The organism is Actinophytocola gossypii (genome assembly GCF_025165815.1).
Taxonomy (GTDB): Bacteria; Actinomycetota; Actinomycetes; order Mycobacteriales; family Pseudonocardiaceae; genus Actinophytocola; species Actinophytocola gossypii.
This window is the reverse complement of the sequence record NZ_JAFFZE010000006.1, coordinates 356,083-369,303: the sequence shown is the minus strand read 5'-3', so window position 1 is coordinate 369,303 and position 13,221 is coordinate 356,083. Positions and strand designations below refer to the sequence as shown.

The following is a 13,221-nucleotide window of genomic DNA, read 5'->3' as shown; positions in this document are numbered from 1 at the left end:
ACCATGACCACCGCGGCCCTCCCCACCACCGCCGGAATCGGCCTCGCCCGCGGCGCCGTCGAGCTCAGGCAGTTCTTCCGCCAGAAGGACCAGGTGATCTTCACCTTCACCCTGCCGGCGTTCCTGCTCGTCCTGCTCGGCTCGATCTTCGACGACGTCTACCCGGGTGGCGTCTCGGTCGGCCAGGTCTTCGCGGCCAGCATGATCGGCGCCGGCATCGTCTCCACCTCCTTCGTCAACCTCGGCACCGGCGTCGCGCTGGACCGGGAGGACGGCACGCTGAAACGGCTGCGCGGCACCCCCATGCCGCCGACCGCGTACTTCGTCGGGAAGATCGTGCTGGTCGCGGTCGCGAGTCTGGCCGAGGTGGTACTGCTGCTCGCCGTCGGCATGGCGCTCTACGACCTGTCGCTGCCGACCGAAGCCGCTCGCTGGTTCACCTTCGCGTGGGTGTTCGTACTCTCCGTGATCAGCTGCGCCCTGCTCGGCATCGCGATCAGCGGGATCGCCAGGAGCGCGCAGAGCGCGGGCGCGGTCACCCAGCTGCCCTTCATCGCGCTGCTGTTCATGTCCGGGGTCTACATCCCCATCGCTGGGCTCCCGGACTGGATGCTGCAGGTCGGGTCGCTCTTCCCGATCAAGTGGGCGGCCCAGGGCTTTCGCTCGGTCTTCCTACCGGACAGCATGATGGCTCAGGAGGCTGCTGGCTCATGGGAACTCGGGACGACGGCGCTGATGCTGGGCGCGTGGTGCGTGATCGGCCTGGTGCTGTGCCTGGCGACGTTCCGGTGGACGAACCGCAGGAGCTGAAACCCAGCCACGAGTGGGTGCGCTGGTTCTGGCTGTGGGACGTCTACTTCGTGGTCGGCTTCTGCGCGGTCAGCCTGCTCATGGTGCTGTCCGACGCGAGCACCACGGCGAAGATCGGCGCCGTCTCCGTCCTGGCCGCGATGGCGGCGTGGTACACGTTCTTCGGCCGGCCGATGATCACCGAGAAGGTGCCGGCCACCATCCGGCAGGGGCGGATCTTCGCCGGCGGGGTGGTGCTGCTGCTGGTGATCGCGGTCATGTTCGACGGCAACGCGTCGTTCGCGCTGTTCGCCGCCTGCCCGCTGGTGTTCATGACCCTGACGCTGCGGGAAGCGGTGCCGGTGATCATCGGCGTCAACCTGCTGCCGCCGGTGTCGACGATGATCCGCGACGGCATGTCGACGACGCTCGCCGTACTCGGCCCCGGCACGCTGTTCACCACCGCGTTCGCCCTCGCGGTCGGGGTCTGGATCCACCGGATCATCGCCGAGAGCGAGGACCGCGCCCTGCTGATCCGGGAGCTCGAGGAGAGCCGGGAGGAGATCACCCGGCTCTCCCGCGAGGCCGGCGTCACCGCGGAGCGGTCCCGGATCGCCGCGGAGATCCACGACACGCTCGCGCAGGGCTTCACCAGCCTGGTCACCCTGGTCCAGGCCGCGGAGTCGGAGCTGGACCGGAACACCGACAAGGCCCGCCGGCACCTCGCGCTCGCGGCCAGGACCGCCAGGGAGAACCTGGGTGAGGCGCGGGCGCTGGTGGCCGGGCTGATGCCGTCGGCGCTCGGCACCGGGTCGCTCGACCAGGCGATCCACCGCCAGCTCGAACGGCTCGCCGAGGAAACACCCATTCGAGCCACCTATCGGGTGGACGGCGAGCTCGGCGAGCTACCGACCGTGATCGAGGTGGTACTGCTGCGGGCCGTGCAGGAAGCGCTGACCAACGTGCGCCGGCACTCCGGAGCCGGCGAGGTCACCGTCCGCCTGAACGCGGGCGAGACCACGACCACGCTGACCGTGACCGACGACGGCACCGGTTTCGACCCGACCCACGTGTTCGACACCGCCTACGGCCTGCGCGGCATGCGTTCGCGGGCCGCCCAGGTCGGCGGCAAGCTGACCGTGCACAGTGGAGCGTCGGGGACGACGATCGAGATGGAGGTCCCGCGTTGATCCGCGTACTGCTGGTCGACGATCACCCGGTGGTGCGGGAGGGCCTGCGCGGGATGCTCGACGCCGAACCCGACCTGGCCGTGGTCGGCGAGGCGGGCTCCGGCGACGAGGCGGTCGCCCGGACCAGGGCGGTCGAGCCGGACGTGATCCTGATGGACCTGCGGATGCGCGGCCTCGACGGCGTCGCCGCCACCGAGCGGATCCTGGCGTTCTCCCCGGCCCGCGTCGTGGTGCTGACCACCTACGAGACCGACGCGGACATCCTGCGCGCGGTCGAGGCGGGCGCGTCCGGCTACCTGCTCAAGGACGCCTCCCGCGCCGACCTGGCGAACGCGATCCGCGCGGCCGCCCGCGGCGAGACCGTGCTCGCCCCGTCGGTCGCCGGCCGCCTGGTCAACCGGGTGCGCAGGCCCGAGCGGCAGACCCTGTCCGGCCGCGAGGTCGAGGTGCTGGAACTGGTCGCGAAGGGCCTGACGAACGCCGAGATCGGCCGCGCGCTGCACATCACCGAGGCGACCGTGAAGACCCACCTGCTGCGCGCGTTCGGCAAACTCGACGTGTCCGACCGCACCGCCGCCGTGACGACCGCGATGGCCCAGGGCCTGCTGCGGTAACTGGTAACGACCCATGACCGATTAAGCCCGCGCGGGAGCATGGGTGAGAATGCGGGCCATGCTGCAGACCACCGAGTTCGCGTTGCTCCGCCGGGTCGCCGTCGAACAGGCGGAGCGCAGGGCTCCGTCGCTGGTCGCCGGCGTCGTCCGGGGCCAGGACCTGCTCTGGACCGGGGCGCGCGGCGCCGTCGACGGGGCCACGCCGACCGTCGACACCCAGTACCGGATCGGCTCGATCACCAAGACGTTCATCGCCGTGCTGGTGATGCGCCTGCGCGACGAGGGCAGGCTGGACCTCAACGACGCGCTGGACAAGCACGTCGGCGGCACGTCGTTCGGACACCTGACGGTGGCGCAGCTGCTGTCCCACACCGGCGGCCTGACCTCGGAGTCCCCCGGCGCCTGGTGGGAGCGCGCGCCCGGTGACGACTGGGCGGCGCTGAAGGACAGCATGTCCGGCGAGCAGGCGCTGCACCGCGCGGGCGAGCGGTTCCACTACTCCAACGTCGGCTACGGCGCGCTCGGCCAGCTGATCGCCGAGCTGCGCGGCGCCGACTGGCAGTCCGCGCTGGGCGAGGAGGTGCTCGCGCCGCTCGGGATGACCCGCACCGACCCGCACCCGGTCGCCCCGCACGCGCAGGGCTGGGCCGTGCACCCCTACGCCGACGTGCTGCTGCCCGAACCGGCCCCGCACGCCGGCGCGATGGCCCCCGCCGGACAGCTCTGGTCCACGATCACCGACCTGGCCCGCTGGCTGCGCTTCCTGGCCGGCGACACCGGCGACGTGCTGCACCCGGACACGGTCGCCGAGATGCGCGCCCCGGCCGCCGTCGAGGACGGCGACGCGTGGACCTCCGGTTACGGCCTCGGCCTGCAGACCTTCCGCGACTCCGGCCGCCGCCTGACCGGCCACGGCGGGTCGATGCCCGGGTTCCTGGCGAGCGTGGTCGTGGACCCGGCGACCACCACCGGCTCGGTCGTCCTGACCAACAGCACGGCCGGCGTCGGCGTGTCCACCCTTGGCGTCGACCTGCTGAAACTGGTCGACGACTACGAGCCGGCGCTGCCCGCCGAATGGCTGCCGCAGGAGTCCGTCGATCCGGGGCTGCTGGCCCTGACCGGCGAGTGGTTCTGGGGTCCGACGCCGTTCGTGCTGCGCCTGCTGCCGGACGGGTGGCTGGACCTGCGGCCGACGGCGGGCGGCGGGCGCGCGTCCCGGTTCCGCCCGACCGGCGCCGGGACCTGGGTGGGCCTGGACGGCTACTACGCGGGCGAGACGCTGCGCCTGCACCACCACGCCGACGGCGCCCCCAGCCACCTCGACCTGGCGACGTTCGTGTTCACCCGCACCCCGTACGACCCGGCCGCCCCCATCCCCGGCGGTCTCGACCTCGGCACCTGGCCCATCCACTGATCAACGCCTCTCAACTGGGCGAATCGGCGGCTGTCAAGCCCTGGTGATCGACATGTGGACAACCGGGTGGGTTGTGGACAACTCGGGCTTCCGGCCTGGGGGGTCGAGGCACGCACCGGCGCGATGAGGGAGACTGGCCTCGGCAACGTCGCCGTGACCCAAGCCCGTACTGCCGAGAGGCGCCGTCAACATGACGCAGTCACCGACCACGACCGACCCGACCTCACTGGTGCTGCCCGCCGACCTCAAGCCGTCCGACGGGCGGTTCGGCTCCGGTCCGTCCAAGGTCCGTCCGGAGCAGCTCGCCCGGCTGGCCTCCGACGGTTCCGCGCTGATGGGCACCTCGCACCGCCAGAAGCCGGTGAAGTCCCTGGTCGGACGCGTGCGTGCGGGTCTGCGCGACCTCTTCTCCCTGCCCGAGGGCTACGAGGTCGTACTGGGCAACGGCGGCACCACCGCCTTCTGGGACGCCGCCGCCTTCGGTCTGGTCCGCGAGCGCGCCCAGCACTTCACCTACGGCGAGTTCTCCTCGAAGTTCGCCAAGGTCACCGAGGGCGCGCCGTTCCTGGCCGACCCGGTCGTCGTCAAGTCCGACCCGGGCACCGCACCGGCCATCGAGTACGCCGAGGGCTGCGACCTCGTCGGCTGGGCGCACAACGAGACCTCCACCGGCGTCGCCGTGCCGGTCACCCGGCCCGCCGGGTCCGAGGCCGCGCTCATCGCCATCGACGGCACCTCCGGCGCGGCCGGACTGCCGGTCGACGCCCGCGACTTCGACGTCTACTACTTCGCGCCGCAGAAGTCCTTCGCCTCCGACGGTGGGCTGTGGCTCGCGCTGATGAGCCCGGTCGCGCTGGAGCGGGTCGCCGAGCTGGGCACGAACGGGCGCTGGGTGCCCGAGTTCCTGTCACTCACCACCGCGCTGGACAACTCGCGCAAGGACCAGACCTACAACACCCCGGCCGTCGCCACGCTCTACCTGCTCGCCGAGCAGATCGACTGGATGCTCGGCAACGGCGGCCTGGCCTGGACCACCGCGCGCACCGAGGACTCCGCCACCCGCCTGTACGAGTGGGCCGAGCGCAGCGACTACGCCACCCCGTACGTCGCCGACCCGGCCAGCCGGTCGAACGTCGTCGGCACGGTCGACTTCGCCGACGACGTCGACGCCGCCACCATCGCCAAGGTGCTGCGCGCCAACGGCATCGTCGACGTCGAGCCCTACCGCAAGCTCGGCCGCAACCAGCTGCGCGTCGCGATGTTCCCGGCGGTCGATCCCGACGACGTCACCGCGCTCACTCGGTGCGTCGACTGGTTGGTCGAGCGCGTGTGACCATGCAGCACGTCTACAGCGGCAAGGTCCGCGAGATCTACTCCGACGGCGCGGACCTGCTGCTGGTGGCCTCGGACCGGGTGTCGGTGTACGACGTCGTACTGCCGACCCCGATCCCGGACAAGGGTGAGCTGCTGACCCGGCTGTCCGTGTGGTGGTTCGGGCAGCTCACCGACATCGTGCCCAACCACCTGGTCTCGGCCACCGACGTACCGGCCGAGTTCGCCGGCCGGGCGATCCGCTGCCGGAAGCTGGCGATGGTGCCGTTCGAATGCATCGCCCGCGGCTACCTCGCCGGCTCCGGCCTCAAGGAGTACCAGGCCACCGGCGCGGTCTCCGGCGTCGCGCTGCCGCCGGGCCTGGTCGAGGGCAGCCGGCTGCCGGAGCCGATCTTCACCCCGACCACCAAGGTGTCCGACGGCGGGCACGACGCGCCGGCCACGTTCACCGAGGTCGCCGAGGTGGTGGGCACCGAGCTGGCGGTCCGGCTGCGTGACCTCACGCTCGAGGTGTACCGGCGCGGCGCCGAGCGGGCGGCCGAGGGCGGCATCATCGTCGCGGACACCAAGCTGGAGTTCGGCCTCACCGAGGACGGCGTGGTCACCCTCGCCGACGAGGTACTCACGCCCGATTCGTCCCGGTTCTGGCCGGCTGACGATTGGGTGCCGGGGCGTCCGCAGCACGCCTACGACAAGCAGTTCGTGCGTGACTGGGCCGCCGGCACCGGCTGGAACAAGCAGCCGCCCGCGCCCGAGTTACCCGCCGACGTGGTCGCCGCCACCAGGGCACGCTACGTCGACGCCTACGAGAAGATCACCGGTTTGGGCTGGCGCGCGTAGGCCGGAGTCGGGCAGGATCGGTTTTCGGACCGACGGCACGGTACTCGGCGCGCCTAGCTCGTCAAGGCGACCCGCCGAACTAGCGTGGCAACTGGCGAGGTGAAGTCTGTTCGAGGGAGGCCGCGATGCGTTCGCTCCGGGTCGTCGGACTCGGGGATGACGGCAAGGTCGTCATCGTCGAGGACCCGGCGCGCGGCGAGCGTTTCCAGATTCCCGCGGACGAGCGGCTGCGTGCTGCGGCCCGAGGAGACGTCACCCGACTCGGCCAGATCGCCATCGAGCTGGAGAGCCAGATGCGTCCTCGTGAGATCCAGTCCCGCATCCGTGCGGGAGAGTCAGTAGAGCAGGTCGCGGCCGCGGCCGGCGTACCGGCGAACCGCGTGGAGCGGTTCGCCTACCCGGTGCTGCTGGAGCGTTCCCGCACCGCCGAGCTGGCCCAGCGCGCGCACCCGATCCGCGAGGACGGCCCCGACGTGCAGGAGCTCGGCGAGGTGGTGGCGCAGGTGTTCACCGCCCGCGGCCAGGACTACAGCGCCGCGACCTGGGACTCCTGGAAGGGCGAGGACGGCAAGTGGGTGATCCAGCTCACCTGGACCGCCGGCCGTTCGCACAACCGCGCGCACTGGTCGTTCCACCCCGGCGCGCACGGCGGCACCGTCAGCCCGCTCGACGACCACGCCGTCGACCTGCTCGACCCGAACCCGAACCGCCAGCTGCGCACGGTCCGCCCGGTCACCGAACTGGCCGCGCAGGCCCTCCAGGCCGAGCGCCCCCCGCTGGAGCCGGTCGAACGCCGCCAGGTCGTCGGCGGCGACGAGCCGCCCCACCGCGAGCCGGCCGACGAACCCGAGCCACGCAGCGAGCAGGAGTTCGTCCAGGACATCGAGCTGACCGACGAGCCGGAGCTCCCGATAGCCCTCACCGAGCCCGAGCCCCGCAAGCCGAGCCCGCACCCCCGCAAGCCCGCCGCCACACGCCCCGAGCCCACCCGTGAGGAGCGCCCAGCCCCCGAGCCGCCCACAGCCCGCCCGGTCCCGGCCCCCGCTCCCTCCCCGGCGGAGGCGGATTCGAGGTCGGAACCTGAGCCGGAGCCCGCCGCCGAGCCGGTTGTCGAGCCTCCGGCGTCCAGGCCCACCGCCCGCGCCACACGCATCCCCGAGCCCCCGTCGGCCGCACCTCGCCAACCGGCACCCGACCGCTCGACCCACCCGGACCCCCCGGCCGACCAGCGAGCCGACCGCTCCACCCGCCCGGAACCCGCGACCGACCACCCGGCCCGCGAGGAGCCCGCAGCCGCCACCCCGCCTCCCCAGCCCGCGACGGCCAAGCCCGCCCCCGCCCCCGAGCCCGAGCCGGCCCCGGAACCGGAGCCCGAGCCCGCCCCGGCCGCCAAGGAGGAGCCGAAGCCCGCTCCCCAACCGGCCGCCCGGGCCAAGAAGGGCAAGAAGAGCCGCCCGATCGTCCCCTCGTGGGAGGACGTCCTCCTGGGCACCCGCTCCAACCGCTGACCCACCCCCGCGCGAGCACCACCAACGCCACAAGGCTCGCGAGTCGTACGCTCCCGCCCGGCGAGTCGTACGCTCCCGTCCGGCGAGTCGTACGCTCCCGTCCGGCGAGTCGTACGCTCCCGTCCGGCGAGTCGTACGCTCCCGTCCGGCGAGTCGTACGCTCCCGTCCGGCGAGCCCAGGTTCCCGTCCGGCGAGTCCAACGCTCCGGAACGTACGACTCGCGCACCCGGAATCTACGACTCGCGCACCCGGAATCTACGACTCGCGCACCCGGAATCTACGACTCGCGCACCCGGAACGTACGACTCGCGCGACGAGAACGTACGACTCGCGCGACGAGAACGTACGACTCGCGCGACGAGAACGTACGACTCGCGCGATGGGGACGTAGGACTCGCGGGTCAGACGGTGCGGGTGGTGGGGACCTCGTCCAGTAGGTGGAGGTTCCAGCCTTCGCGGTCGCACCAGTCTTCGGCTTCTTCTCGGGTCAGCCAGGTGGTGCCGGGTGGGCGGGTGGATCGCAGTCGGGTCCAGCCGTCCGGGGCCAGGACGTGTAGCTGGCCGTCGCGGAGGGCCAGGAGGCGGCCGTCGGGGAAGGCCATCGATGACTCGGTGCGCAGGAAACGCACCGGCTCCGGTCGCGTCATGTGGGAATGATCCCGCGTCCTTGACCTCCACCGCACTCGAGGTCGCAGGCTCGAAAACCAGATGCCCGCGCCCGGCCCGTTCGCCTACCGTCGACGGGCACTGATGGGGAGATCATGACCAACACTAAGGATCGCGGCCAGAACATCGCCGCGCTGCGCCGGCTCGCCCCCTACCTCCGACCCGTCCGCGCCCGCATGATCGGCTCGGGCACGGCCGTGCTCGCCTCGATGGTCTGCGGGCTCACGATTCCGCTGGTCGTCCAGCGGATTCTGGACGGGCCCGTCGCCGACGGCGACACGAGCGGGCTCGGCTGGCTGATCGCGGCGGTCGGGGCGCTCGGCGCGGGCGAGGCGCTGTTCTTCTTCATCCGGCGGCGGCTCATCTCCGGACCGAGCACGCGCATCGAAGCCGAGCTGCGGGACGATCTGTACCGGCACCTGCAGCGGCTGCCGATCAGCTTCCACGACCGGTGGCAGTCCGGACAGCTGCTCTCGCGTGCGGTGTCCGACCTCTCCACCCTGCGGCGGTTCATCGCGTTCGCGTTCATCTTCCTGATCGTGAACAGCCTGACGCTCGTGCTGGGCCTCGTGGTGCTGTTCGTGCTGGATCCGGTGCTGGGGACGATCTCCACACTGTGCTCCCTGCCGCTCGTGCTCATCTCGACGTTGTACGAGTCGAAGTACGCCGTCCTCGCCCGCCGCGCGCAGGACCAGAACGGCGACCTCGCCACGACCGTCGAGGAGTCCGTGCTGGGCATCCGGGTGCTCAAGGCGTTCGGGCGCGGGCCGCACCTCGCGGGGACGTTCGCCGCGCAGGCGCGGGAACTCCGGCGGACGGAACTGCGGAAGGTGCACGTCATCGGCCTGCTCTGGGCGGCGATCATCATGCTGCCGGAGATCGCGATCGGCGGTCACCTGCTCTACGGCGCCTTCGCCATCACCGACGGCACCATGACGCTCGGCACCATGGTCGCCGCGGTCGCCGTCGCCACCTACCTGCGCTGGCCGACCGACTCCATCGGCTGGCTGCTGGCCGAGTCGAACCAGGCCGCGACCGCCGCCATCCGCTACTGGGAGGTCCGGGACGCGCCGGTCACGATCACCGACCCGGACCGGCCGCGCCGGCTGCCCAGCGCCACCGGGCACCTGCGGTTCGACCACGTGCACTTCGCCTACCCGGGCTCCGACGGCGAGACCCTGCGCGGGGTCACGCTCGACGTCCGTCCCGGTGAGACGGTCGCGCTGGTCGGTGCCACCGGGTCCGGCAAGACGACGCTGACCGCGCTGGTCGGGCGGCTCGCCGACGTCACCTCGGGCCGGGTCACCATCGACGGGGTCGACGTGCGCGACCTGGAACTGGCCCGGCTGCGTGAGGTCGTGGCCACCGCCTTCGAGGAGCCGGTGCTGTTCTCCGCGAGCGTGCGGGAGAACATCGCGCTCGGCGGCGGCGCCGACGTCACCGAGGACGACGTGCGGCAGGCGCTGCGGGTCGCGTCGGCGACGGAGTTCGTCGAGAACCTGCCGTGGGGCCTGGACACCCGCATCGGCGAGCAGGGGCTGTCGCTGTCCGGCGGGCAGCGGCAACGGCTCGCGCTCGCCCGCGCGGTGGTCGGCCGGCCGTCGGTGCTGGTGCTCGACGACCCGCTGTCCGCGCTGGACGTGCACACCGAGGCCGAGGTCGAGCAGGCCCTGCGCAGCGTGCTGCGGGACGTGACCGCGCTGGTCGTCGCGCACCGGCCGAGCACCGTGCAGCTCGCCGACCGGGTCGCGCTGCTGTCCGGGGGGCGGATCGCCGCCGTCGGCACCCACTCGGAACTGCTCGCCACCAACCCGGAGTACCGCGCCCTGCTGTCCACACTGGACGACGAACGCAGCGAGGTGGTCGCGTGAGCACGACCGACGAGGAGCAGTGGCGCGGGGTCGCCGCCGAGGACGTCGAGGAACTCGACGCGATCGTCGGCGCCCGGCTGCAGAGGCGCTCCCGCGTGCTGCTCGGCTCGCTGGTGCGCCCCCGGCTTGGCACCGGTCTGTTCGCCCTGCTGCTGGTGATCGCCGAGAACGCGCTGACGCTCGCCGGGCCGGTGCTGATCGCGGTCGCCATCGACACCGGCATCCCGAACGCGCTGGACGGCGACACCGCCGCGCTCGCCTGGTGCGTCGGCGGCTACCTCGGCTCCGGGCTCGGCGCCGCCGCGCTGCGGTTCGCGTTCCTGAAGGTGTCCGGCCGGTTCGGCCAGGACGTGCTGCTCGACCTGCGCCGGCGGGTGTTCGACCACGCGCAGCGGCTGTCGCTGTCGTTCCACGAGAAGTACACCTCCGGCAAGGTCATCTCGCGGCTGACCAGCGACATCGACTCGCTGCACGACCTGCTCGAGGACGGCCTCGACGGGCTGCTGACCGCGGTGCTGTCGGTGTTCGGCATCGCGGTCGTGCTGCTCGTGCTCGACCCGCCGCTCGGTCTGCTGGTGCTGGCCGGGCTGATCCCGGTGCTGTGGGTGACGCGCTGGTTCTACCTGCGTTCGCGGCACGCCTACCGCGGCACCCGAGGCGCCATCGCGAAGATCATCGTCCAGTTCGTGGAGACGATGAACGGGATGCGTGCGGTGCAGGCGTTCCGCCGGGAGCCGCGCAACGAGCGGATCCTGGCCGGGCTGAACGACGAGTTCCGGCGCGCGAACAAGACCGCGCTGGACGTGATGGCCACGTTCACCATGACCGTGCGGCTGGTCGGGAACCTGTCGCTCGCGCTGGTGCTGGTGATCGGCGCGGTGCGGGTGGTGAACGGCGGCCTTGAGCTGGGCGTGCTGACCGCGTTCATGCTGTACCTGCGGCGGTTCTACGACCCGCTGGACGAGCTGGCGATGTTCGCGAACTCCTACACCTCGGCGATCGCGGCGCTGGAGAAGATCTCCGGCGTGCTGGAGGAGCGGCCGACCGTGGTCGACCCGGAGTCCCCGGTCGCGCTGCCGGCCGCCGGCACCGGGCGCGCGGTGACGTTCGCCGGCGTGGAGTTCCGGTACTCGCCGGCCGGGCCGGTGGTGCTGCCGGAGTTCGACCTGACGATCCCGGCCGGCCAGACGGTGGCGCTGGTCGGGGCGACCGGCGCGGGCAAGTCGACGCTGGCGAAGCTGGTGGCCCGGTTCTACGACCCGCCGGTCGGCACGGTCGCGCTGGACGGCGTCGACCTGCGGGCGGTGGCCGACGCGGAGCTGCGGCGCGCGGTGGTCACGGTGACGCAGGAGAACTTCCTGTTCGCCGGCTCGGTCGCGGACAACATCGGTCTCGGCCGCCCGTCCGCGAGCCGGGCGGAGATCGAGGCGGCGGCGCGGGCGGTCGGTGCGGACGAGTTCATCCGCGCGCTGCCCGACGGGTACGACACCGACGTGCGCAAGCGCGGCGGCCGGCTGTCCGCGGGGCAGCGGCAGATGGTGGCGTTCGCCAGGGCGTTCCTGGCCGACCCGGCGGTGCTGGTGCTGGACGAGGCGACGTCCAGCCTGGACGTGCCGACCGAGCGGGCGGTGCAGCGCGCGCTGGAGTCGGTGCTGGCCGACCGGACGGCGCTGATCATCGCGCACCGCCTGTCGACGGTGCTGATCGCCGACCGCGTGCTGGTGGTGGAGGGCGGCCGGGTGGTGGAGGACGGCTCCCCGGAGGAGCTGATCGCACACCCGTCCGGCGGCCGGTTCGCCGCCCTGCACCGGACCTGGCTGGAGTCACTGGCGTAGGCCGAAAAGTACCGGAAATCAGCGCTCGAAACAGCTCGACGAGCCAGGCCCTGCGTCCCACGCCGGGCCTGGTTGAGCAGGCAAGACGCGCCAGAAGACGCGATTGGCTACCGCAACGTTTCTGAAAATCTTTGACAACTCGGCGCGACCGAACCAACACTGACTGGCACCCCCACCGCGTTCCTCGACGAGGAGGAAACACGTATGAACCGTGCCAGACGGCTCCTCACCAGACTCGGCGTCGTGGCGCTGGCCGCGGGCCTCGCCGTGTCCCCCGGCATCGCCCACGCCGCCGTCACCGAGAACCAGACCGGCAACCACGGCGGCTACTTCTACTCGTTCTGGACCGACAGCCAGGGCACCGTCTCGATGGAACTGGGTTCCGGCGGGAACTACAGCACCTCGTGGCGCAACACCGGGAACTTCGTCGCCGGCAAGGGCTGGAGCACCGGCGGGCGCCGGACGGTGAACTACTCGGGCAGCTTCAACCCGTCCGGCAACTCGTACCTGACCCTCTACGGGTGGACCAGGAACCCGCTCGTCGAGTACTACATCGTCGACAACTGGGGCACCTACCGGCCGACCGGCGAGTACCAGGGCACCGTCACCAGCGACGGCGGCACCTACGACATCTACCGCACGATGCGCTACGACGCCCCGTCCATCGACGGCATCCGGACGTTCCCGCAGTACTGGAGCGTGCGCCAGGCCAAGCGAACCGGCGGTTCCATCACCTCCGGCAACCACTTCGACGCGTGGGCCAGGCACGGCATGAACCTGGGCAACCACGACTACATGATCATGGCCACCGAGGGCTACCAGAGCAGCGGGAGCTCCAACATCACCGTCGGCGGCACCCCCGGCGGCGGTGACCCGGGCGGCGGTGACTGCACGGCGTCGCTGTCGGCCGGTGACCGGTGGAGCGACCGGTACAACCTCAACGTCGCGGTCTCCGGCGCCAACAACTGGACCGTGACGATGAACGTGCCCTCGCCGGCGACGATCATCGCGACCTGGAACATCGACGCGAACTGGCCGAGCGCGCAACAGCTCGTCGCCAGACCCAACGGCAACGGCAACAACTGGGGCGTCACCATCCAGCACAACGGCAACTGGAACTGGCCGACGGTCTCCTGCAGCGCGAACTGAACCCGCGCTGTC

Annotated in this window: 11 protein-coding genes; 10 read left to right on the top strand and 1 reads right to left on the bottom strand. The window is 71.7% G+C overall.

What is annotated here, in order from left to right:
* The first annotated feature begins 3 nt into the window (after positions 1-3).
* From JT362_RS06360 to sepH, 7 genes are all read left to right on the top strand, one after another.
* Positions 4-810 carry an ABC transporter permease gene (locus JT362_RS06360; RefSeq protein WP_260190400.1) on the top strand — a complete coding sequence of 269 codons (807 nt, stop codon included), beginning with the start codon at positions 4-6 and terminating at the stop codon, positions 808-810.
* Positions 789-1,979 carry a sensor histidine kinase gene (locus JT362_RS06355; protein WP_260190071.1) on the top strand — a complete coding sequence of 397 codons (1,191 nt, stop codon included), beginning with the start codon at positions 789-791 and terminating at the stop codon, positions 1,977-1,979. Before JT362_RS06360 ends, JT362_RS06355 begins: the two co-directional genes overlap by 22 nt.
* Complete coding sequence (locus tag JT362_RS06350) at positions 1,976-2,593, top strand: response regulator (RefSeq protein ID WP_260190070.1); 618 nt, start codon at positions 1,976-1,978, stop codon at positions 2,591-2,593. Before JT362_RS06355 ends, JT362_RS06350 begins: the two co-directional genes overlap by 4 nt.
* A gap of 58 nt (positions 2,594-2,651) precedes the next feature.
* Positions 2,652-4,007: a serine hydrolase domain-containing protein gene (locus tag JT362_RS06345; RefSeq protein WP_260190069.1), complete on the top strand. Its 1,356-nt coding sequence runs from the start codon at positions 2,652-2,654 to the stop codon at positions 4,005-4,007.
* Between the two features lie 190 nt (positions 4,008-4,197).
* Positions 4,198-5,340 (top strand): phosphoserine transaminase, encoded by a 1,143-nt coding sequence (gene serC, locus JT362_RS06340; protein WP_260190068.1) that lies wholly within the window; start codon positions 4,198-4,200, stop codon positions 5,338-5,340.
* A gap of 2 nt (positions 5,341-5,342) precedes the next feature.
* A complete protein-coding gene (locus tag JT362_RS06335; RefSeq protein WP_260190399.1) occupies positions 5,343-6,179 on the top strand; it encodes a phosphoribosylaminoimidazolesuccinocarboxamide synthase in 837 nt (278 codons plus the stop codon).
* 125 nt (positions 6,180-6,304) lie between these two features.
* On the top strand, positions 6,305-7,687 hold the full coding sequence (sepH, locus tag JT362_RS06330; protein ID WP_260190067.1) for a septation protein SepH: 1,383 nt from the start codon (positions 6,305-6,307) through the stop codon (positions 7,685-7,687).
* 402 nt (positions 7,688-8,089) lie between these two features.
* On the opposite strand, the gene JT362_RS06325 is transcribed toward sepH, so the two are convergent.
* Positions 8,090-8,335 (bottom strand): hypothetical protein, encoded by a 246-nt coding sequence (locus JT362_RS06325; protein WP_260190066.1) that lies wholly within the window; start codon positions 8,333-8,335, stop codon positions 8,090-8,092.
* Between the two features lie 114 nt (positions 8,336-8,449).
* Here JT362_RS06325 and JT362_RS06320 point away from each other — a divergent pair, with 114 nt between their 5' ends.
* The 3 genes from JT362_RS06320 (at position 8,450) to xynA (ending at position 13,209) form a co-directional block, all read left to right on the top strand.
* Complete coding sequence (locus tag JT362_RS06320; RefSeq protein WP_260190065.1) at positions 8,450-10,225, top strand: ABC transporter ATP-binding protein; 1,776 nt, start codon at positions 8,450-8,452, stop codon at positions 10,223-10,225.
* Positions 10,222-12,060 carry an ABC transporter ATP-binding protein gene (locus JT362_RS06315; protein WP_260190064.1) on the top strand — a complete coding sequence of 613 codons (1,839 nt, stop codon included), beginning with the start codon at positions 10,222-10,224 and terminating at the stop codon, positions 12,058-12,060. Before JT362_RS06320 ends, JT362_RS06315 begins: the two co-directional genes overlap by 4 nt.
* 204 nt (positions 12,061-12,264) lie before the next feature.
* Positions 12,265-13,209 (top strand): endo-1,4-beta-xylanase XynA, encoded by a 945-nt coding sequence (gene xynA / locus JT362_RS06310; RefSeq protein WP_311202665.1) that lies wholly within the window; start codon positions 12,265-12,267, stop codon positions 13,207-13,209.
* The last annotated feature ends 12 nt before the right edge of the window (positions 13,210-13,221 follow it).

What these genes read in the sequence shown, in the direction of transcription:
- JT362_RS06345 (WP_260190069.1), top strand. Translation starts at nt 2,652, where the DNA reads ATGCTGCAGACCACCGAGTTCGCGTTGCTCCGCCGGGTCGCCGTCGAA.
- xynA (WP_311202665.1), top strand. Translation starts at nt 12,265, where the DNA reads ATGAACCGTGCCAGACGGCTCCTCACCAGACTCGGCGTCGTGGCGCTG.
- JT362_RS06360 (WP_260190400.1), top strand. Translation starts at nt 4, where the DNA reads ATGACCACCGCGGCCCTCCCCACCACCGCCGGAATCGGCCTCGCCCGC.
- serC (WP_260190068.1), top strand. Translation starts at nt 4,198, where the DNA reads ATGACGCAGTCACCGACCACGACCGACCCGACCTCACTGGTGCTGCCC.
- JT362_RS06335 (WP_260190399.1), top strand. Translation starts at nt 5,343, where the DNA reads ATGCAGCACGTCTACAGCGGCAAGGTCCGCGAGATCTACTCCGACGGC.
- sepH (WP_260190067.1), top strand. Translation starts at nt 6,305, where the DNA reads ATGCGTTCGCTCCGGGTCGTCGGACTCGGGGATGACGGCAAGGTCGTC.
- JT362_RS06325 (WP_260190066.1), bottom strand. Translation starts at nt 8,335, where the DNA reads ATGACGCGACCGGAGCCGGTGCGTTTCCTGCGCACCGAGTCATCGATG.
- JT362_RS06320 (WP_260190065.1), top strand. Translation starts at nt 8,450, where the DNA reads ATGACCAACACTAAGGATCGCGGCCAGAACATCGCCGCGCTGCGCCGG.